The sequence below is a fragment of the Pseudomonas sp. LTJR-52 genome, assembly GCF_003691465.1.
Lineage (GTDB): Bacteria > Pseudomonadota > Gammaproteobacteria > Pseudomonadales > Pseudomonadaceae > Chryseomonas > Chryseomonas luteola.
The window spans coordinates 4,901,280-4,923,229 of the sequence record NZ_CP033105.1 but is presented as its reverse complement, the minus strand read 5'-3'; the positions used below and the strand labels follow the sequence as shown (position 1 = coordinate 4,923,229).

Below are 21,950 nucleotides of genomic sequence, written 5' to 3'. Positions count from 1 at the left end.
CCGAATAAACGCTCTTCAAATCCGCTCAGCCATATAGAGTGACTTATGGCCCAGTATGATCCTGTTCCAGGATCCAAAGCTTGCGTGGGAAGGCTTCTATGATTGATCAGGGTCCAGATCATATGCGCGCCGCTTTTCAGGATCTTGCAAAATTTCATAGGTTTCTTGGAGCTCTCGAAACTCAGCCGTTGCCTCGGGACTTTTGTTATGGTCAGGATGCTTTTCTAAAGCAAGCCTTCGATAAGCTTTGCGAATTTCTCTTTCTGTTGGCGACGCGGTAAACAATCCTAAGCGTGCATAAAGCGGTTTGACCGCAGGCTTAGCTTTGGTGTCCTCGGCCACGTTGGCTGCGCCGTTGGTAGTTGTTTCATCCTCTTGCGAGTGCATGGATGGTTTATCATTGTCGACCCTGGGTTCCCTCGTTTGACGAGGTGGTGGAGCACTGTTCGCACGTGGTCTACCAGCAGACGGCCGCTCGCCATTGAATTCAGAGCCATTGGGTTCAGAGCGTTCAGGCCTGGGTGACTTCGCATTTGCGCTTTCATCCGGTAGACGCTGACCGTTGAGCTTCGCATCCAACGCCACTTGGCTCAAACGTGACTTCAGATGGGGCTTGGGTGCCTCCTGGCTTGCCTTGTTCTCAGCCGCTTGCGCCTCATTAGGGTCCATTTCGTAGTTTTCATAATTTGCATGCGAAAAGCTGCTGGCCGATGCATGCCCGAAGAAAGGCGCTTCCCCAGGTGCTTGTTCCGGGTTGATCTTGGGACCCTGACCTGGACGAGGTGGAAGCGGCGGTGGGGTTTCTTTCGGTGTTCGTCCGGTAGATGGCTTGGATTCTGTACTAAAGCCAGCCTGTGCCTCACGGGCTGTACGTGGAAAACTGTTTGCCCGTGGCCTTTGAGGAAGAGGGGGCGGTCCATAGGTACTATTAGGATTACCGTTCTGGCGGCCAGTACGCGGAGGAAGCGGCGGCGGAGCTTCCGCATTACCAGATAATTGAGCTGCTGGGTTATTGATTGCGGAGACGAACTGTCCCGTGATATTTCGGATTACGCTACTTAAACCAATATTACCTGGTAAGGCACTGCGCGCCTTTGCCATCAGGCTGCCGTTACTAGCTTGCTTGGTGCTGGGTGACAGTGCATTTGCCAGCTTTGTACCTAAAGAGAGTAATGCTTTGCCCTTACCATCACTCATACCGAGAAAGCCTAATACCTCAGACATCGGCTTTTCGAACCCAATACTAATGGTGGTAGCCCCATAGGCAGGGCGGTCCAAAAGAATTTCTCGGCCCATACCATTAGCTTGAACAGCTCTGGGCTTTTCGTCCCCACTTAACACTTTCAGGGCAACATCAAACATGTTTCGTTGGAGTGGTCCAAGCGATGCTCGCTGCTGATCCAACCATGAGCCAGGGAAATGCATCTTGGCGCCCATAGCGATGTTTTCTGCGACATGAAGATCCAGATGCACCGAAGGCTTGTCAGCTTTGCCCAGCTCGACCTGCAGTGATGTTAACGATGCATTGGATATATGGATCATCGGGCGCCTCCTAGAGCGGATACCCGACTGAGTGGCTCAGGAGCAGGCTTTGTTCCAATATACGCGACGATAATTTTTGAGGTGACTTTACCCCTGCGAATATCGCCCAGCCGTGGACATATTCTCTATTGCTATCCATAAATGTTGGAGCAGGAGTTAAAGGGTTGGCTGGAAAATCCAACCGGCTGGCCTATATCTTGTGAAAGCATAAGAACACGGTTCTGCCGCATTCATGTTTCAGCCTCAATTAGTGCCCGGCAAAGCGTTCCGGATCAAGGAGGCGAACGCGTTAATCACCTCATCCTTGCTATAGCGCCCTCGTACTAATGCGCCTGAGAGTGCTTCTCCCGCGCCAACAAGGCCCGTACAGCATCGCTCCAATTCGCCAGACGAAAAAGCTGCGTGAGGTTTGAGCACGGCTATGAACATTTGCACGCAGTTATCCAACAGCTCCTGAAAGACTGCTGCTTTCTCTTCGCTGCCTGCCAGAGCTGCGCCTATTGCATAGAATTCGTCGGTTGTGTCTCCTGCGCACTGAATGTAGGCGTTTGCCAGGAGTTGGGCAGTTTCTTCGAGGCTCCGCGGGGTTAAGGACATTGCGTCACGGAAAGCGTTAACCCGCTCGATATCAATGCATCTGTAGAGCTCGATCAATAGGCTCGAGCGGGTATCGAAATGATCATAGACCACCGGTTTGGAGACGCCTGCGCGGACGGAGAGATACCCCAAGGTCAACCGGTCTGCTCCTTCCTCCCGCACGATCAGCAATGCGGTATCCAGCAGTTGTCTACGCCGCTCGGCTTTTGGAAGCCGGCGTGTAGAGGAACGTATAGCGGAGGGCACGGTTTCTTTTTGCACTTGATCATTCCCGAATTAAAAAACCTACCAATGGTAGGTTCAGATAGGTGATAGCCGTGATAGTTTACCTACCAATAGTAGGTTGAAGCCTGGAATTAGGAGATCATGTAATGTCACTTAATCCTATCCTGTTAATGGGCGGTTCTGGTGCAATTGGTCATCAAACTGCTCGAGCGCTGCGCGCAGCCTATCCTGATGTACCACTGCTGATTGGCGGCCGCGATGCTGCCAAGGCCCAGCAGGCCGCAGAACAGATTGGTGGAGCGCAAGGCGTGGTCATTGACGCTGGTGCCGACGACCTGGGCCTTGGGGATCGCACCGTCAGCGGTGTCGTAGTCTTCTACATGGATCATGCTATTGCCGGGCTACGCTACGCCCAAAAGCACGGGGTGCCTCATCTCAGTATTTCATCTGGCATTTTCGAGATCGCGCCGGAAATCGCAACCTATATGCACATGCCTAATGCTGCACCCATTGTCCTCGGGTACGAATGGATGGCGGGCGCTACAACGGTATCCACACTGAGCATTGCCAGGGCGTTTAGCCGGGTACACGACATACGCATCAATGCGCTGGTCGATGAACAGGATACCGGAGGCCCGACTGTTGCAAGCGACTTTGACCGCCTGAACAGAATGCTGCCAGCCGCACTGACGCGGCGTGACGGTGTATATGTTTGGCGGGAAGGAGAGGATGCCAAGGTCAGCTTTCGTGCAATTGATGGTACTGAAATCGAAGCGTCCGGGTTTTCATCCATTGACGTCGTTGGCCTAGGGGCTGCAACAGGCGCAGCCAATATCCAGTTCAATATGGGCATCGGGGTTAGCTCAACCCGACGTCAGGGTAAACCTATGTCGACCGAGATCATCATTGAGCTTGAAGGCGAGGATCTAAAGGGCGAACCACTGCACACACGTCATGCCGTCATCCATCCAAAAAGCGCGGCACCGCTAACAGGCCTTAGCGTAGCAATGGTCCTTGAAAGGCTGCTCGGGCTGGACGGTCAACCGCCCACCTCACCGGGTCTTTACTTCCCTTACCAGTTACTGAACTCCGACACGTATTTGAAGCGCCTAAAGCAGGAGGGGGGTGAGCTACGTAAACTTCAGGTGTAATGAGAATACCAGGTCAACGCCCAAAGGTTGTCCCGACGGCTTCGATACGGGCTTGTTTCTAATACGTGGATGCCTTGAGTGAAACGATTCGTGATGTTTTATAAAGAATGGCTTCATGAGCACTCGCGTCGGGGCAAGCAGATGATTTCATCGTTTATGGCCGAGTCGCCATTTTCTGTTTAGGCATTTGACTCGGTCATACACTGGCAATTTTAACTTGGAGGTACCCTCAATAGAAAAAGCTCATTCGTGTCAGTTCGGTGATTGCCCATGCACGATTACAGCATCAGTAGACTTGCCGAGGCTTGCTGGAAGCTCCCGCTTAACATGGTTAACAGCAATAGGCTAATAGGCCGCTTTCAGCTTTTAATTTTAGCCCTGCGGCGGCAAACTTTTAGACTCAACGGAACAGGTTTGAGATGCTGAATGCTGAAGCTATAAAAACATGTTTTAACGGGCTGCCAGTCTTTTGCCCCAGTATCCCATCATCAAGGTTCCGATAATGGGTTCGTTGATATTGCCGCGGATCGATTTGACCCTGGTGTCAGGTTAGACGAGGCCGTAGCGCAAGACATGATCGCTGTGCACATTAGCCCTGATGTTCATTTATAGTGTTGGCACCCGCCGCCATTTAGCATTTAAAGCATCACTCTCTTAATGCATCACGTAGTTCTTCTTGGGCCTCCGCCAGTTTATGTTGGCGTATCTTGATTTTCTCGGCCGAACCGCTATCTATCGCCTCCTGAAGATCCGCTTTACGCTCGGCAACCTCGTTACGAGCATCATCGATAGCATGCTGCCGCTTGGTGCGCAGATCTGAGTTGGTACAGTTCTCCTGTACTGATTTGAGTGCGGCTTCCAATCCACGAATACGACCGGAGTTACGGTGTTCTCTGGCATTCTCAAGTTGACGTTGGATCTCAAATTCTTTTTGAGAGCAGTCTTGTGCCTGCGCCAGACCAGAAGTCAGTAGTAAAGATAAAAAAACCATTGCATATCTCATTCGTGTACTCCTTCCGGTGAATTTTCGCAGTAAGGTTAGCAAAGGAAAATGGCACCACGGGCACATTACTGTGTGGTCATCATGGCATCCAAAAGAGTTGGGTAACAGCGTGCCATAGCGGTACAGCTAAGTGGCTTTTTGAACTTGCCAGCAAAAGCAGCACAGGATGGAGTATCGTTTTAGATGATAGAAGACGCGGTATAACCGTCTAGGCGGTCTATGCCTTTGCAGTCTGCTATTAGCGGACGAGAGGTGCAGCCTAGTCAGTCAGAGGTGATCGTTTCTATGGCAGTATCCGCAAGTGCGCATAGCCTGTCCGTTTTCCTCATGTCCTGATGATAGCCCATGGCTAGGCGGTGCCTCGCCGACATCCAGCAGGCTAGTGTGAGAACCTTAAGCGAGCGACTCAACACGCAGCGCCTGCCCACAATAATCAAGATGCTAAATTACCCGGCCTGGATCAGTTTTCCGTGCGGGGCTTTGTGTCATGTAGGTGTATGCCGGTCGACAGCAGAGCCATGAGTAGGGAAACCGGCTGGACCTTGAAGGAAAAGAGAAGGTACTGCTGGTAAACACGGTTCAGGTGGGTGAATCTTATGTCAACTGGCAGGGTTCGTAGCGCCTGTTCCCTTGTCCGATGCAGCTTCGTTGGGAGTCATCAGTTCGACGATCCATTCGATAAACACACGTAGCTTGGCGCTAACATGCCGATTTGGGGGGAACGCCACGTACATTGGCATTGGATCGAGGCGCCAGTCCTCAAACACCGGAACCAGCTCGCCTCGAATCAGATAGTCTCTAGCCATATAATCGGGTAGCCAGAGAAGGCCTAGCCCTGCCAGCCCAGCTGCCAGGTAGGCGTTACCATCATCAACGGCAAGCGCATAACGACCCATGACATTGACGCTCTCGTTACCGGAATGCATGGCATAGGGAAAGACCTTGCCGGTGCGTGCCCAGAGAAAGCCTACGATACGATGGTCAGTGCCCTCCAATTCCCTAGGGTGTAGCGGCATCCCCGCGCGTCTCAGATAGCTCGGCGCTGCGTATACTCTAAGTCGTAAATCGCCTATATGACGAGCGACCAACGACTGATCAGTAATCTCGCCACCACGCACAACACAATCCACGTTGTCGCTAATAAGGTCAACCATACGATCGCTGACACCCATATCAAGTTGGATATCGGGGTACTTTTCGTAAAACGCTGGAAGTGAAGGAATCAAAACCAGACGTGCAAAAGGGCTGGGAACATCAACCCGTAGCCTGCCCCTAGGAGCCAAGGAGGCGCTGGATAAGCTCGTTTCGGCATCATCCATATCTGCCAGCAGTCTTACTACACGCTCATAATAAGCGGCCCCATCGGCCGTCACATTGACACGGCGTGTGGTCCGGTTGAGCAGCTTGACGCGTAACCGGGCTTCCAGCTGCTGCACCAGTTGGGTAACACTTGTCTTGCTCATATGAAGTGTTTCGGCTGCTTTAGTAAAGCTGCCCGCCTCCACGACGCGAGCAAAGGCCTGCATTGCATCAAAACGATCCATCGCTGTTCCTGCTGTCTCGGAGATTATTTGGATTTTACAAATAGTGATGACTGCGCTTGCTAGTTTATTCAACAGGTAAGCGTTCCCTAAAGTCTCTCTACATCGGCATAACGGGTCGATCCGGCCACAGGAGAGTAACCATGAGCACACGCAACGTCGTTTTTCCAGCTGGGCGTCAGGCATTATATGAGCGTAATCGGTACTCACCCGCGATTCGCTCCAACGGTTTCTTGTTTGTTTCAGGACAGGTTGGTAGTCGTGAGGATGGCTCAACCGAGCCGGACCTAGACGCCCAGGTGCGGCTTGCTTTTGAAAATCTGAACGCTATTCTGGCTGCAGCAGGCTGCTCGTTCAAAGATGTCATTGACGTAATGGTTTTCATCGTTGATCCCGAAACACACTTCGATACGATCTGGAAAGTACTGCCCGAATACTGGGGAGAAGCACCTTATCCGACGTTAACCGGCATTGGCGTTACATGGCTCTACGGCTTTCAATTTGAGATAAAGGTCATCGCCAAACTTCCAGAGGCTATTGCTAGCTAAACTGTGTAGCGAAAAATTACTGCAAGCTCGGCAATTGAGCTGACTTTCTACTGCAGCTTAGCCTACATATTGCCGAGCTTGTCAAAAAGCTGTTTTATCATTAAACAAATGGGGAAGGCTGTGCCTTAACGGCCTGCAACATAGCGTTAGGCTTAATTTAAGATCAGTTGAGTGATAGCCCTGATTTACGTTGCTTTAGAATCGGCCAACCATAAGGCTCGCTTTATGGTTATTGTAAGCAAAACACGCTTTACTATCTTGTCGTTACAGGCTCACACCCTGTTATGCAGAGAGAGTGCCCCGGCTAATGTCTTTTGGCCCTGACCTGTTTGCTCACACGCTATCTACTGCGTTATAGCAAAGTCAGGAGCTCTTTATGTCTACTATCAAACCTCGTTTCATGGTTGCTCTGCTCTCATTCAGTATTTCTTGTCTTGCAGACAGCAACACGGCTGATTTAATACAGGACGGTAACACTGCGATGATAGACAACCTGAAACAACGCGTTATTAGTCAAGCGGCTATCAGACCAAAATTGCCTTTAGAAAATCGCGTTATTCAAATAATTTTTGGGTAGGCAGCAAGAAACCATAACTCCATTGAGGTACAGGGAGGTAACGAAGCATATGGAGCGATCAACCAAAAGGGCGATAGAAGTATGTCCTGCTCAGCTTGTTAGGCTCGGCAGGCGTTGACCAAACGGGCAATTACAGCTACGCCTCATTTAGACCTCAAACGAAGGCGAACTGTCTGTCGTACAGGAAAGAGCTATTTATATCGCAAATAGCCTATAGCGGCGGGGAGTTGATAGGTACTACCGCTGGTAACGGTAATGTGGTCAGGATCGACCAGCGTGGCGAGTATCAAGTGAGTCTTAAATACTTTCAACAGGATAACGGGATTCAGCTTGCTATTCAGCAAGGCAGTTGGCTGAGTGGTCGCGTTGATGTAACACAAAATGGCGACAAAAATTGTTGTTGGCTAATCAGAGTGGCGCAGTAGGGTGGTGGAGTGGCAATACACAAGGTAATAATAACCAGACTGAGATAACTCAATATGGTGAAAGCGATTTGTTTGGCTATAGATGCGAATATACCTCGGGTAGACCAGTCCGGTATATATAGCTCGGCAGAAAGCACTAACCTTGGAAATAACAATATCGTAGATATAAGCCAGGGCGGTGGCGGCTCGATTGACATTGATCAGTGTGGAGACCTGACTATCGCTCGGATCGAAAAAGTCTCCCCTATGACTATTCGCACAGCGCAACGTTGACTCAGACGGGACTTGGGAATGAGGCCGTTGTTCAACAATTGGAAAGTTACGAACACAGTAGCATCGCCGTGCTAAGTCATACAGGTAATGGCAACAAGGCCAGCTATTTGGATTAATTGATGTCAGGCAGCGCGACCACCTGGTCGGCTCTGTGACTCAACGGCTGGGTTTAAGGCTAATTGAAGAAGAGGGTGGTCTTGTCGAGTAATCACTGTACGCGTTGCGTTTTCTAAGCATCATTACCAAGCAATTCAGTAACAGCGTTGAATGCAGATTTAACCGTAGCCCATAACATGAATTTCCGTGGCGCCACGTGTTGGTGAGCATTCCGTCATACCTATCCTTTCCAGATACAGAATATCTTTACCTATTCTTAGTAAGAATGTCATGGATGATCGGTAAACCTTGACTCATACACCGTTGATTAAGGTTATTTGATGCCTCGCATTATCGTTGCAACCACGCCACAGGTAGGTCATGTACTTCCCGTTTTGTCATTATTGCCGTGCCTGAAAGAGGAGGGTTATGACATCACTTTCATCACGGGATCTGCGTCAAAAGAACGTGTTGAGCAGGAAGGTATCCGGCATGTTACGTTACAAGGTACAGCGGATTATGATGCGCGGGATGTCAACCAAACCTTTCCTGACCGTAAAAAGCTGCGGCCTGGTCCTCAGCTGCTTGACTTCGATTTCCGCGTCCTATTTATCCAGCCATTGGTCGACCAGACCAAGACAGTTCAAGCTGTACTAGGCGAAAGCGATGAGCCTGCTGTGCTCATAACCAATCATATGTTTGCAGGAGGATGGCCATTCCAGCTGCGATCCTCTGGCGCACGACCTGCCGGCTTGATCTCACTCGGGATAACACCTCTAATGCTTAGTGCAGACCATCTGGCACCCTTTGGTAAAGGACTTCCTCCTGCTGCTACCGAACACGAAAGACAACGTTATGTACAGTTAAGTCGTGATTTTGGCAGGGAGATGCGGGGCTCAAAAGCAGCCCTTGATGCCGCCCTGGGCACATTCGGTACAAGGCCTATGCCTTATTCCTTTATGGATGCCACCACGCTACTTCCAGACGCGTTTCTGCAGATGACTGTTCCAGGATTGGAATATGCCGGAGCCTGTCTTCCTCCCTCTGTAAAATTGATAGGTACTGCGCCAAGCCAAGTACAAGCCTATTCTTTGCCAGCTTGGTGGGGTGAAGTCGATGCAGCGAAAGCAAAGGGTCGGCCTGTTATTTTTGTCACTCAAGGCACCGTAGCTCGTAACCTAGAGGACTTGGTATATCCAACGATTGATGCTCTTGCAGCTAGTAACGCGCTGGTAATTGCTACAGCCGGTAAAGCAGGGGAGCACACCAAGCCATTTGTTACCCAAAATGCTTACATGGCTGACTATTTGCCTTATGAGCAAATGCTTCCGTACGTCGATGTCATGGTTACCAACGGCGGGTACGGTGGCGTACAACAGGCATTGCGACATGGCGTTCCGCTTGTGATTGCAGGCACTTCGGAAGACAAAGCAGAAGTTGCAGCGCGGGTAGCGTGGGCAGGTGCAGGTATCAACCTCAAAACAGATCGTCCCGCCACACAGGATTTATCAGATGCCGTTGCAACGGTTTTGAGGGAGGCGCGATTCAAAAGGGCCGCGATGACATTGAGTCAACAGTATAGGGAACTCGATCCGGCCTTGGCACTTAAACAGGCGGTTGATTCTTTTTTCCAGTCTGAGTTATCACTTTCAAGCCCATGACTGATCGAGATCTTTAAACCTAAAAGCTTATCGAAAGAGATAAGGTGGTCAGAGCACTAACAGGGAGCGTTACCAACCTTATTTCTGCGGTTGTACGAGGCTCAACCAGCTAATCTGTAACGCAGACATTATCAAAAAACCGTTTCGCTAATGTTTAATGTACAGAGATATCAGGTAGAGACCATGGCGAAGTTGATCAGTCGTGAACCTTGGTGGGCAAAACCACCTGAACAAGGACAAGATGAATTGAGTCTTGATTGGGGCTATCTTGAAATCTATGACAATCTTGAGTTCAGGTTTGTCTCGATTAGACCTTCTGATGAAGAGATTCGCCTGCGTAAAGGCTGTCGAGTCATTAGCGAGACACCATCAGACTCATCGTAAAACGTTTGTCATCCATCTTTATGAAGCGGAAATTGATCGTAAGAGTAAGACCTGAATAGTTTGTACTGCAGGCCATGAATTTCCGATTAGTGCTTTAATCGGAAATGAAACGCTGGGGAAATGTGTCGATCATGCTCCTATGAGACTCATCCTTATATTCGCATAATATATCTTATGTTAAATAGAGTATTAGAATTACTATTAGTCCCGGACCTGCGTATAGAGCCCATGTCCGGGAACCCCTCTCACGTCTCCTCTGCTAATCACGTATGACTACTCTCAGTCACCACCATCCGGTTTCGCCCATTACGTTTGGCTTCATATAAAGCACTGTCTGCACACTCAATCAATGTTTGTCCAGTCAGGACGCCGTCCTCGCCGGGCATATATGTATGAATGCCACTGCTGACAGTGACTACGCCGAATGGACTGTTGTGATGCTCAAGCCTTAGCTTACGTATCTGGTCCTGGATACGCTTAGCGACTATCCGGGCGCCTTGGCTGTCGCAGGCTGGCAAGATGGCCGCCATTTCCTCACCACCATACCTTGCCGCAAAATCACCCGATCTTGGCAGACTATGCTTTAGCGCCTGTGCGACCTGTTTCAGGCAATAGTCGCCTGCAGGATGTCCGTAATGGTCGTTGTAGCCCTTGAAAAAGTCGATATCCAGCATGATCAGGCTTAGCGGTTGCCCCGAGCGTTCTGCCCGCTTGAGTTCCTGCTGCAATGCCATATCGAAATAGCGACGATTGGCCAATTCAGTCAGTCCGTCAGACAGAGCCTGCCGTTCCAGTGCACGGTGCGCCTCGATCAGTTCAGCCTTGACCGTATTGGCATGCTTGATCTGACGCATCAACACCAAGCCGAACAGCGACATCACGATAATGAGGCTGGCGACAATGATGGCTGAGCGTTGCGTATCACCGGTCCAGTCCGACAAGAGCTCTTTCTTGCTGATCGCCACCATTACCAACAAGGAATATTGATCTATCAGCTGATAGCCATACAGGCGCTCCACCCCATCAATTACCGCTTTGATAGTCACGATGCCGGAAGGCGCCTGAGCCAATGCTGTGGTAATAACGTAGCTCTGGGCGAGGTGTTTACCTACCAGATACTCGTCTTTGAAAGGGCGTCGACTTAGAATCGTGCCGTCCGGCATGGCCAGCACAATGGCGCCTGAAGGCGCTAGCTCGATGTGCCTATAGAAATCAAGGAAATACTCCATCCTGACGGTAGCCAGCACTACGCCCGCAAAACGCCCTTGTTTGTCTGTAATACGCCGGGATATCGGAATAATCCAGTTACCTGTAGAGCGGGAATGAATGGCACGGCTAATGAAGGGGTCTTCAGTTGTGTTCTGATTGTGAAACCTAAAGTAACTTCGGTCTGAGTTCTGGCCTTTCCATGGCGTTTCACCTAAAGAGGTTGCCCTCCAATTGCCCTGCTCGTCAAAAACAAAAAGGCCCTCGACCTGCTCTAGGGAGCCCGCATATTTTTCAAGCAGCGTATGCAGCGCTTCTGGTTTAAACGATATCTCATCACCCTGCTCCAGCAAGTGCTGAAGGCTCATGAGCGCTACATCCACTTCTTGGAACGAGTCCTCAGCATGTTGGGCCAACGCGCGAGTCAGGTTGAGCGTTGTGCTCTCGGACTGCTGCAGTTGAACGTCTCGCGCATGCCAGCTTTGCCAGAAATCAAACCCTACCAAGGACACAAACACCAAGCCCAGAAAGGCCATCGTTAACGTTTCCAGAGGTAGGCGTTTGAGTTTCTTCGAAACCATTGAATCGGGATGAGACATAAACCTACCTTAGGGCATGGACTGCAACGAGGGCTTACAAACGCCCTTCCATAAAGGACGCATTTATCACATTCCGTTGCGTTACCTAGCCGAAACGTAGGGCAGAACGATGTCTGTTAATCAGCATCATCCTGCCAGTCGGTCACACTCTGAACCGGCGAACCATGCCGCTTAGGTCTCCAGCGAGGCGAGAAAGCTCCTGGCTGGCTGTATGGGTCTGTTCTGCACCTGCAGACGTCTGGATAGACAGATCACGAATACGAACCAGATTACGATCCACTTCTCGGGCTACCTGTGCCTGCTCTTCAGCAGCGCTGGCAATGACCAGGTTACGCTCATCGATACCGTTGACCGCATCGTTGATTGTGCCTAGTGCATGGCTTGCCGCCTCAGCCTGCTCCTGGGTTTGCCTGGCCTGATCTGCACTGGTCAGCAAGGCGTCTACGGTATGAGTAGTCCCCTGCTGAATGCTGCCAATCATGGCCTCGATTTCTCGGGTAGAATCGCTGGTCCGGTGAGCCAGTGAGCGCACCTCGTCTGCTACAACAGCAAACCCGCGACCGGCGTCCCCTGCCCTGGCCGCCTCGATTGCAGCGTTCAGCGCCAGTAGGTTGGTCTGCTCCGCTACTGATCGGATGACATCCAGCACCTGGCTAATGTCGCGTGTCTGTTCGGCCAGCTGACGTGCCTGCTCAGAAGCGCTCAGAACGTTATCCGTTAGGACACCAATGGCGCTGAGGGTATCGTTAAGCTGACGCTGCCCTTGGCGCGCGGTTTCGGCTGCTGCCTTGGAGGCGACTGACGTCGACGTCGCGTTACCCGCTACTTCTTCAACAGCCTGGCTCATCTCGGTGACTGCAGTGGCTGCCATCTCAATTTCACTGTTCTGCTGTTGCAGTCCCTGCGTACTTTCGCTCATGACTGCGCTCATTTCTTCAGTCGCAGCAGCCAGCTGTTCAGCTGACCGGTTGATCTGCTCAAGCGTATCGCGCAGATTGCCCTGCATTTTTCCCATAGCCTTGAGCAGCTGAGCGGCCTCATCTGTACCGGTTGTTTCCAGCCGGTGAGTCAGGTCACCCGACGCGATGGCCTCCGCGGCCTGCACAGCTTCGCGAATAGGCTTGGACAGACTCAAGGTCAGACGCCAGGCCAGCAGAATCGTAAGGCCCAAGGCGCAGCCGATAACCGTCAGGGTGATGGATACGGAGCTGCTGTACACCGCTTGTGCATCTTCGCCAAAGGCTTTGGCTGCCTGCTGGTTCAGGGTACGCAATTTCTCGGTCTGCTCGTTCATGCTCAAGCCAAGGCTGGCCATGCCACCCGTGACCTGCTTACGGGCATCATCGATCCGGCCGCTGACCATTAATGCTACGAGCTGATCCGTATTGGTCATGTAGTCACGGTAGATAGCCTGCAATTGCTGTAGCGCCGTGCCCTCTTCCGGCGTGCTAACCAAAGGCTCATAGCGCTTAAAGCCAGCGTCAACCAACTGCCCTAGATCCTTAATTTTTTGCTGAGTCTTCCGAAGTGTTTCAGCATCTGGCAACGCGATTAGGCGCAACGCCTCTATACGAATGCGTGCCATTTGCAGGGCCAGGTTGTCACTTTCAACAATACTGGGCAGTGAGTTCAGTTCCACTTTCCGAGACTGATCCTGGATATGAGACATCTGTGCCAGGCTGAACACCCCTAGCCCGGTCAGGATGACCGCGATAACGCCAAAGCAAAACAGGCTTCGGTATGCAATTTTCAGGGAGCGCAGGCTCATAAACATAACCTTGATAAGTGGACCAGAAAGGACATGCAAAGTGATGCGTATTGGAACGGCACCAAAACGGAATTCTTGAGTGAAAAGTTGCCTGATGGTCTGTTGATCCGCCCGGTTGTGCCTCACATCGCCTCAATAGGATTATTTGCTACAGCGGCGAGGACGGAAGCCGATATAAAACAACCTGATAACAGATTATCGAATCGCCTCCCTGACCATGCCTATTTCTCCGCCCCCGCCAGCCATGAAAAAGGACGAGCCGTTTCGTTCACAAAGCCACACGGAGCTCACCCATCGCTCTGTGCTGATGTTTACCGTTCTGATGTTGAGCCTGTTCGCCCTGGCGGGCGCCGTCACGAGCTATATCGCCTGGTCATTGGATAATAAGGCCGTTACCAGTGGTGAGCAGGCCTTGCGCAATGCTATCGATACCCGCAAGAAATCCACGGTGGCGACACTCATGGACTATGCCCGCTGGGAGGAGAATTTCACCCATCTCTATCCTGCCGTCGATACGAAATGGGCGCGTGAAGAAGATAAGCTGGCTGGCTCGCTGCTGTCGCAGTATGGGTTGGACGCCGTCCTGGTTGTCGACGGCTCGCAAAATACCCGTTATGCCTTTTTAAAGGATACGGTCGACCCCAAGGATACACTCCAGTGGATCGAAGGCGACTTGCCTGCAATGCTGGACCGACTCCGGAGCGAGCCTCCGCTTACGTATGCTCAGGGTTTTTATCAGGTAGATGGCGTACCGGCGATTGTTTCGGCAGCTTTGGTTCAACCCATTCAGGTGGCGTATCTACCCAGGCGAGACCAGCTTCCCATCCTGCTCTTTGTTGAACGGCTGGATCAGCAGAAGCTGGCGTCGATAGGTACGGCCTCTGGCATTGTCAATCTAAAAGCCGGGCCGGCAGAAAAGGATAGCGCCAGCCTTATCATAAGCGAGGACTACGGTGTTCCTTTTCTGCTCAGCTGGCAGGCAGAGCGTCCTGGCGGTGTACTGCTAAGCGTAATGCTGCCTCTGCTGGTACTTACGGCCTTTGCCCTGTATCTGGTTTTAATCAAACTCAAGCGCCGGTCGCTGCGCGCGGCTGCATTGATCGACAGCAGCCACGAAGCCCTGGAGCATAGCGAGGCTCGTTTTCGGGATGTTGCCGAGGCTTCTTCAAACTGGATCTGGGAGACGAATGCCCGACGTGAGCTGACCTATCTTTCTGACCGGTTCGCAGTCAGCACCGGCTTTAGTGTTCACGAGTGGCTGGGGAAGCCGCTACAGGAGCTTATTGATTTCAGCGAAACGGACTTCCAGGCAAGCGCCCAACAAGATCAGGAATCAGCAGGTACCCCAAAAGCCCTGGAATGCTTTTACATGGACCGCGAAGGACATAAACGTGTGGGGCATCTTTATCTTCGGTCTGTTTGGACGGAGGGCGTCTTATCCGGATATCGCGGGACCCTTAGTGACATCACCGACGAAATGGAAGCTCAGGCCCATTACGAGCATCTGTCCAAGTATGATCCGCTGACGCAGCTCCCCAACCGGACATACATGTATCGGTATCTCAAGGAGCACTTGGGAAACGGACCGACACCAGAGAGTCCTTTAACCGTTTTTTATCTGGACCTGGATGACTTCAAGCACGTCAACGATACTCAGGGGCATGAGTTTGGTGACAAGGTCCTTATCGAAGTGGCCAACCGATTCAAGCGATGTATGGACAGCAGCGTATTTATTGCCCGGCAGGGCGGCGATGAGTTCGTTCTTGTTCTTACTGGGCAAATGCAGCCAAACACTTCTGTATTGGCAGAGTGTCTGCTGGCCTGTCTTTCTACTCCGATCACGATTGACGGACTTGAGGTTCATGTCAGCGCCAGCATTGGTATCGTGCAGGCGCCTGCACATGGGGTTATTAAGAACGAGCTGCTTCGGTTTGCCGACATTGCACTTTACGAAGCCAAGGGGGCAGGCCGTAATACGTGGCGGTTGTACGACAGCGCGATGAACGAGCGGCTGCTTCAACGCCAGCAGATTGAGGAAGACCTGCGGGCCGCACTGCAGCGCGATGAGTTACAACTTGTCTTCCAGCCGCGCTTTAGTATCCAGAACGGAAAAATCATTGGCGCAGAGGCACTGGTACGCTGGAACCACCCTACCCGCGGTTTGCTGAGTCCTGCTGTATTCATACCGGTTGCGGAGCAGAGCGGGCTTGTAGTTCCACTGAGCGACTGGGTTCTGCGCAAGGCATGTCGCGAGGCGCTCGAATGGAAAGGCCCCATTTTCGTGTCGGTTAATCTGTCCTGTATCGAGTTCCAACGCAATGATCTGGTAGAGCGTATCCGCCAGGTACTGGAAGAAACGCAACTTGAGCCCGCACGGCTTGAGCTGGAAATTACCGAAAGCGTGATGTTGGATAATGCTGAGAGCGCTTTGGCCCTGATGCATGAACTCAAGGCGCTGGGTGTGAAGCTTTCCATGGATGACTTTGGTACAGGCTATTCCTCGCTCAGTTACTTGAGCCAGTATCCATTCGACGGCATCAAGATTGACCGCAGCTTCATCATGAGCTTGAGCGAGGGTGGCCATAGCAATCAGGCCATCATCAAGGCCATTGTTGCACTGGGCAAGGCGCTCTCAATGTCCGTGACCGCAGAAGGTGTCGAAACAGCCGAGCAGCTTAATGCACTAGGTATCCTGAGCTGTGATCAGGCGCAGGGGTTTCTGTTGGGCAGACCGGTTCCTGTGGAACGCCTGGTTGAGCAGTTGAATGAGCAGCTTACCCCGGAGGGCAAATCTCAAAGCTGATGCGATTCCAATCGCGCCTCCAGACGGGCGATCTGCCTGATCAGGTCCTTGCCGGTGGCGCGCTCCAGATCGAGTTGACGGGCCAGGTCATCCAGATGCCGGGCCTGTGTGGTATGCAAGGCCTGGAGTCGCTCATTATCCCGAATCAGTTGGATGTTCTGCTCCCGCAAAGAGGCATTCTCGGCCAGAACCGCTTGATGCTGGTTGCGCAAGTCACTGACGGCGGAATCCGACTGCACCTGATCTTGTAACCGCTGGCGCTGCATCACCTCCTGATAACCTTCCAATGCATCCCGTGCCGTCTTGAGTTCAGCGCTTAGCGTTTTGATACGCTGGGCACGGGCAGCCGACTCACGCTGGCTATGAGTCAGGTCTACCGCCTGCCTGGCCAGCTCGTTATTGGCTGCGTTGTATCGGTTTGCGTAATCTGCTGCGAGCGCTTCGGCCTTCGCTAGTCTGGCTTCCAGGTCCCTGATACGCTCTTGCTGGGCGTTCGCACGCTCATCGGCAAGTTTGAGCTTTTCATTTATCGACTTCGCCTGAACCGCGAGCGTTTGCTCGGCCTCGTCTATTTCCAGCTGGGCCCTCTCCAGCAACTTGCGTTCGAGTTGTTCGATCAGTGCCAACATGTCCGCTCTGATCCGTCCGCTCGGTCCTGAAAGGCTTTGCTCGTCAGCTTCGATTTCTTTTTTATAGCGTTGAATAGTTGTAAACGAGCCTCCTGTCAGCGCCCGGATTTCAGGTACAGAGGCAGACCGGCCCTCTTCCTTTAGCTGCCGGATGGCAGTGGCCACCTTCTCCTTGTCTATACCGTTACGGCTCATGGCTACTCGCTTTACGTAAAGAATAAAAATCGTAAGGTTAATCGTAGCGCAACTCTGTGCTCATCCCAAGTAGGGGATGGCGTAGCCAGAAAAAGGCAGGACTATATTTAACACCTTGATTTACAGCGCTTTTCGCCAGACGGTGCTCTCCTGCGCATTACGATGTCAGCTATGATGGAGTGAAATCAACTCAGGAGCGCCCATGGCTACCAACATTGAACGGTTCGATAATCTGGTCGGTCGGCTTTTTGGTGAGTTGTACGAGGCCTTCCCTATTCCGCGTAATCTCTTTTGTACTGATATGCAAAAGCACATCGAGGCGGCGGGCCTGAATGAAATAGATGACTTTAATCCCTGTGCGGATGAGGCTCGATTCTTTACCGCCTCGGTCAGATGGCTTGGCAATGCAGGCTTGATCGAACATGGCGATGTAGTGGCTGGAACCGCTCATGATTGTGTCCTCACTGCCAAGGGGCTCGAGATTTTGAAGGCAACGCCTGCATGCCTTGAAGGTGCTCTGGGTGATCGCCTTGTTCAGGCAGCGAAACACGACGCTGACGAGGAGCTTCGCCAACTGACCGGGCAGGCTTTGAGCTATGGGATATCCCTCGCGCTTCATAAATTCTGAGCCATTACAAACCTTTGCACGCTTGCAGATAAACCGCTTTCGCTGTGGTCCAAGTAGTAGCGCGTTTGATAACTGAGAAGCTTTTTAAAGGCAGTGTTCAGCCGACGAAAGGTCAGGCAGCTCGGGGCTTTCAGCTTGGTTTTAGCCCGCTTGCCCCCATATAGGATGGACTGCCTGGAAAACCTCTTTAAACCCTTCTCATCAGTTCTCGACGTTCACCCCTGTCCCGTCGGTAAGGGGTATGTTGCCTTGGAGATATCTGTATGAAAATGTCAGAAAACATCGACGCCCTTGCCAAGGCCCTGGCCGCCGCACAGGCTGAGATTGAAAACGCCACGAAGGGAAGCATCAATCCGCACTTCAGAAGCAAGTATGCGGATCTAGCCGAAGTATTGAATACAACCCGACCGATTCTGAGCAAGTTCGGCCTTTCGATCGTCCAAATGCCGGGCTTTGAAGATGGCAAGGTCAGTGTCGAAACGGTACTGATGCACGAGTCGGGTCAGTGGATCAGCAATACCCTGCTGGGCCCCTGCATGAAAATGGACCCTCAAGGGGTTGGTAGCGCGATTACGTACTATCGCCGTTATTCCCTGGCAGCCTTTGCAGGTATTGCCCAGGAGGATGACGATGCCAATGATGCTTCTCAGACCAATGCCAACCGCCAGCCTGCTGTTTACATTAACAAGAGTCAGCTCAAGCGTATCGAAAATGCGGTAAGCGAGTGCAGCCCGGCCGTTCAGAAGAAGTTTGAAACGGATTACCCGGACGCCAGCAAGATGACCGTTGACGTCTATGACAGCATTGTCAGCAGTCTCGAGTCAGCCGCCAAGAAGTACCAGGAGCGCAAGAGTCAGGACAACGCGGCATGATTTCCCTCACCTATCCATTGGCAAGCCTGCAGGGACGCTTGGCTTAGCTCTAACACTCAAAAATAGCAGACTGATTTTTACTAGCCCGCATCAAATGCCCTTTTGGCTATCCAATGAGCCAGCACCGCTTAGACGGTATATGCAGCTTCTACGGTAGCCTGTCCGTTTTCCTTGGTTATAGTGATGCTGTTACGAATCCAATCGCGTAGATCCGTATGGCTGATAACCAGAACCGTTCCCTTGTCATGGGACTTTTCCTCCAGCAAAAACATTAATCGCTCAAGACCGGCCTCATCAAGGGCCTGATCAATCTCGTCTGCCATAAACAACCTGATGGGTTTACTGGCTCGAGATGCGACCAGATCTTGCAGTGCCATGGCGGTTGCTAACCTGACTTTACGCTTTTCTCCTCCTGAGAGACTTTTAAAGGTCTCACCCCCGGTTGCGCTGATCACGTCGATAGAGAACTTCTCGCGTAACTCTCCCTTGGCCGTCAATGCAATGGTAGACCACACCGCGGTCACGTTTCCGTCCGTCAATGTAGACAAATAGTGAGCCGTCCGAGCATTCAGGTAGGGGGTTACGTTATCCAGAATATGCGCACGAACGCCTGACGGGCTGAATACCCGGGCGGCTTCTTCCGCCAGTGCAAGACGTTGCTGCGCTGCGCTCAATGTAGCCGTCAAGGCTTCTTGTCTCACCCTTGCCTGTGCCAACTGCTCACGTGCACGCTGTATGGCTGAGTCGTACGGATTCTTTGCTGATTCGAGCTGCGCGATGCGCTCCTTCAGCACCTGTAGCTGCCTGGCCTGTTCCTGCCAGGCGTGCTGTTCAGCCTGGGTTTTTCGTCTTTGCTGCTCAAGCGCTTCCAGGGTTGCACTTTGCTCGGAAACATCAGTCATTTGCTGGCGATAATTCCGTAGGCTGTTTTCCAACTGGTCAAGCGCCTCTTTCGCTGTCTTCGCTTGATCTTGTAGCGCAAGTACCTTTTCCTGCTGCGTTTTTACGGATTGCCGGGTCATGTCTCGTGAGGCATCAAGATCCTGTGGTTCGATGACATGACCGCATTGAGAACACGTAGTACCTACTTGATCGTCAATGTGCTCCAACGTGTGAGCGAGCCGCTGGGTCTTGGCTTGTTCACGCTCCAGGGTCTGTTGGACTGCGACATAAGCAAGCTCCGCTTCTCGAAGCGTCTTGGCATGGATACGCTCCTGCCGGCGTTCCTCATCGGACGCGGTGATTCTGCTACGAACGGCCGCGGCCTGCTCGTCCAGGCTTTTCAAGCGTGCCTGAAGATACTCTCCCAGGCTTGTATCAAACGCATCCCGAACGGCATGGTAGTGCTGGATAACGGTCTGGACGGCGGCGCTCTGCTGACGTATCCACGCCTCGCGATCCTGCTCGGCCGCCTCGACATTGGCGGTAAAGGTGGTGATGGCTGTTTCCAAGGCCTTGGCCTGAGTGGTGAGCTCTCCTACCTCGACCTTGCATTGATTAAGTCGGGCCCGAGCGATCTCATAAGCCTGTTGCAACTGATGGATACCTGCGGCCTCCTCTACCAGGAGCTTGAGGTTTCGGTCTGTCATCCCAGGCAGGTCGGGCATAGCCTCCTGACCCAGATAGATCGCGTTAACGAACACTTCGCGCGAACAGCCCATGACCTTATCGACCAGCACCTGGGTCAGCTTATCCGAGCCCTTGGTCAGGTCCTGCCATTCGCCTCCCATGAAATGCTCAAGGCGCAACTGATTCTTGTATTGGCGATGCTTGCGATAACGCCTGATGCGGTAACGTGCGCCCGTCTCGTCAAGCAGCTCAAGTCTGACTTCTGTACCCTTTCCCGCGGTACGGTTGATCACCGCATCACCAGACTCCTGACGAGCGGTTTCGCCATACAGTGCCCAGCACAGTGCGTCGGCAATTGACGATTTGCCAGCGCCGTTACTCTTTTGGCTCGTATCATCCAGGTTCTCGCCCTGGATCAGTACCAGACCCTTGTCGTTCAGGGGAAGCGACTCGACATGTCCAATCGCCATGAAGTGAGTAATCGAAAGGCTCTGTATCCTCATGGATCGATCGCCTCGGCTTCGCTGAGTATGTCATTACACAGTGCTACCAGTGCATCACCATACGTGCTGTTTTCCTCCACCCACCCGCGAATCGATTCGCGTAATGTCGGTGCACTGGAGACCTGCGAGCGACGCTGCATAACAGCAGAGCGTGGCAAGGGGATGGCTTGTACCAGGCTTCCCAACGCACCCCATGTCTTGAGCTGATCACGAAGGTGAGAAATCTCCTCCTCGGTCGCCTCGCCCAGCCGGGCCCGCACATAATGACCTCGGCACTGCGCCCTGGCTTCTTGCTCATCCCAGCGAATATCCAGATCCATGAAGCGGGGCGCAGAAGAGGTACGAAATACCACGTCGGTATCGCTGACCAAGAGATAGCCTGCCCGGGTACCTATATCGTTCCAAGTCTGATGGGTGGTGGCGCCTACGCTATAGACCTCACCCTCGAAGCGCTTATGGTTATGGTAGTGCCCACTAAAAACGCGCTTGAACCCGTATCGGGCCAACTCCGCTGCGTTAAAGCCATGGTCTGGCAAGCCGGTTAGAACACCATTGACTGGCGCATGAATCATCAGAGTCCATGCGTTGGGAGCTTCCCCTTTTGCATTCAAATCTGTCAGGCAAGCGTCAATATGCCGGCGGACGTCATCGAGTCGGTCGTACCAAGGCACCATGACAACATGCTCATCCTCGAACAACATTGGCGTTGAAATCACTTCAATACCAGGAATGGTACGCAAGCTCTCGCAAGCATTGCCCAGCGCGCTACTGTCACGGGATTCAAGGTCATGATTACCTGGTAACACACGAATGTTCAGGTCCAGGTCTGTTGTAAGCCGTGCGAACAGGTCGATAGTTGGATTAAGGACCGTGGGCGAAACGGAGCCACGTACATGAAAAAGATCACCTGTGATGTAGAGCGTACGCCCTCCTACCGTGCGAAGGTCATGCGCCGCCACCTGAATCTGATCCAGAATATGACCGAGACGGCTATTGAGCCCATTCTTGTCGACACGGGAAAACGCTGACCAATTATGCAAATGTGCATCCGAGCAGATGCCATAGACGAGGCTCATAGGCTGTCAGATCCTGCTTTAGGCGATAATACGTTTGACGTCGAGAAGAGACAGAGGTTGAACACCTCTGCTGTTATTA

17 protein-coding genes are annotated in these 21,950 nt (G+C 52.2%); 8 read left to right on the top strand and 9 right to left on the bottom strand.

Going from position 1 to position 21,950, the window contains the following annotated elements:
• Window positions 1-96 precede the first annotated feature (96 nt).
• Window positions 97-1,542: a J domain-containing protein gene (locus EAW52_RS22735; RefSeq protein WP_122044176.1), complete on the bottom strand. Its 1,446-nt coding sequence runs from the start codon at window positions 1,540-1,542 to the stop codon at window positions 97-99.
• Between the two features lie 243 nt (window positions 1,543-1,785).
• Window positions 1,786-2,400: a TetR/AcrR family transcriptional regulator gene (locus EAW52_RS22730; RefSeq protein ID WP_256680660.1), complete on the bottom strand. Its 615-nt coding sequence runs from the start codon at window positions 2,398-2,400 to the stop codon at window positions 1,786-1,788.
• 110 nt (window positions 2,401-2,510) lie between these two features.
• On the opposite strand from EAW52_RS22730, the gene EAW52_RS22725 reads away from it, so the two are divergent.
• Window positions 2,511-3,515, top strand: coding sequence for an NAD(P)-dependent oxidoreductase (locus EAW52_RS22725; protein ID WP_122044175.1), 1,005 nt, complete (start codon window positions 2,511-2,513; stop codon window positions 3,513-3,515).
• Window positions 3,516-4,161: 646 nt separating this feature from the next.
• Here EAW52_RS22725 and EAW52_RS22715 read toward each other — a convergent pair.
• Complete coding sequence (locus EAW52_RS22715) at window positions 4,162-4,518, bottom strand: DUF1090 domain-containing protein (RefSeq protein ID WP_122044174.1); 357 nt, start codon at window positions 4,516-4,518, stop codon at window positions 4,162-4,164.
• Between the two features lie 599 nt (window positions 4,519-5,117).
• Window positions 5,118-6,062, bottom strand: coding sequence for a LysR family transcriptional regulator (locus EAW52_RS22710; protein WP_122044173.1), 945 nt, complete (start codon window positions 6,060-6,062; stop codon window positions 5,118-5,120).
• A 140-nt stretch (window positions 6,063-6,202) separates the two neighbouring features.
• Here EAW52_RS22710 and EAW52_RS22705 point away from each other — a divergent pair, with 140 nt between their 5' ends.
• From EAW52_RS22705 to EAW52_RS22685, 4 genes are all read left to right on the top strand, one after another.
• Window positions 6,203-6,607 carry a RidA family protein gene (locus EAW52_RS22705; RefSeq protein WP_122044172.1) on the top strand — a complete coding sequence of 135 codons (405 nt, stop codon included), beginning with the start codon at window positions 6,203-6,205 and terminating at the stop codon, window positions 6,605-6,607.
• Window positions 6,608-6,983: 376 nt separating this feature from the next.
• Complete coding sequence (locus tag EAW52_RS22700; protein ID WP_122044171.1) at window positions 6,984-7,184, top strand: hypothetical protein; 201 nt, start codon at window positions 6,984-6,986, stop codon at window positions 7,182-7,184.
• 1,135 nt (window positions 7,185-8,319) lie between these two features.
• Entirely contained in the window at window positions 8,320-9,639 is a 1,320-nt protein-coding gene (locus EAW52_RS22690; protein WP_122044169.1) for a nucleotide disphospho-sugar-binding domain-containing protein, read from the top strand.
• Window positions 9,640-9,822: 183 nt separating this feature from the next.
• Window positions 9,823-10,023, top strand: coding sequence for a hypothetical protein (locus EAW52_RS22685; protein ID WP_122044168.1), 201 nt, complete (start codon window positions 9,823-9,825; stop codon window positions 10,021-10,023).
• A gap of 263 nt (window positions 10,024-10,286) precedes the next feature.
• Here EAW52_RS22685 and EAW52_RS22680 read toward each other — a convergent pair whose 3' ends face one another.
• Both EAW52_RS22680 and EAW52_RS22675 read right to left on the bottom strand, forming a co-directional pair.
• Window positions 10,287-11,828, bottom strand: coding sequence for a sensor domain-containing diguanylate cyclase (locus EAW52_RS22680; RefSeq protein ID WP_122044167.1), 1,542 nt, complete (start codon window positions 11,826-11,828; stop codon window positions 10,287-10,289).
• Between the two features lie 142 nt (window positions 11,829-11,970).
• Window positions 11,971-13,596 (bottom strand): methyl-accepting chemotaxis protein, encoded by a 1,626-nt coding sequence (locus EAW52_RS22675; RefSeq protein WP_122044166.1) that lies wholly within the window; start codon window positions 13,594-13,596, stop codon window positions 11,971-11,973.
• 217 nt (window positions 13,597-13,813) lie between these two features.
• Between EAW52_RS22675 and EAW52_RS22670 the strand changes: the two genes are divergently transcribed.
• Complete coding sequence (locus EAW52_RS22670; protein WP_122044165.1) at window positions 13,814-16,399, top strand: EAL domain-containing protein; 2,586 nt, start codon at window positions 13,814-13,816, stop codon at window positions 16,397-16,399.
• Here the strand turns inward: EAW52_RS22670 and EAW52_RS22665 are convergent.
• Entirely contained in the window at window positions 16,390-17,223 is an 834-nt protein-coding gene (locus EAW52_RS22665; protein WP_122044164.1) for a hypothetical protein, read from the bottom strand. The genes EAW52_RS22670 and EAW52_RS22665 overlap by 10 nt on opposite strands.
• 202 nt (window positions 17,224-17,425) lie before the next feature.
• Between EAW52_RS22665 and EAW52_RS22660 the strand changes: the two genes are divergently transcribed.
• Together EAW52_RS22660 and EAW52_RS22655 are read left to right on the top strand one after the other, a co-directional pair.
• Window positions 17,426-17,851 (top strand): hypothetical protein, encoded by a 426-nt coding sequence (locus EAW52_RS22660; protein WP_010798481.1) that lies wholly within the window; start codon window positions 17,426-17,428, stop codon window positions 17,849-17,851.
• 263 nt (window positions 17,852-18,114) lie between these two features.
• On the top strand, window positions 18,115-18,723 hold the full coding sequence (locus EAW52_RS22655; RefSeq protein ID WP_010798482.1) for an ERF family protein: 609 nt from the start codon (window positions 18,115-18,117) through the stop codon (window positions 18,721-18,723).
• A 128-nt stretch (window positions 18,724-18,851) separates the two neighbouring features.
• Here EAW52_RS22655 and EAW52_RS22650 read toward each other — a convergent pair whose 3' ends face one another.
• Both EAW52_RS22650 and EAW52_RS22645 read right to left on the bottom strand, forming a co-directional pair.
• Window positions 18,852-20,795: an AAA family ATPase gene (locus tag EAW52_RS22650; protein ID WP_122044163.1), complete on the bottom strand. Its 1,944-nt coding sequence runs from the start codon at window positions 20,793-20,795 to the stop codon at window positions 18,852-18,854.
• Window positions 20,792-21,871, bottom strand: a complete 1,080-nt coding sequence (locus EAW52_RS22645; RefSeq protein ID WP_122044162.1) for a metallophosphoesterase — start codon at window positions 21,869-21,871, stop codon at window positions 20,792-20,794. The genes EAW52_RS22650 and EAW52_RS22645 overlap by 4 nt, the downstream gene beginning before the upstream one ends.
• Between the last annotated feature and the right edge of the window lie 79 nt (window positions 21,872-21,950).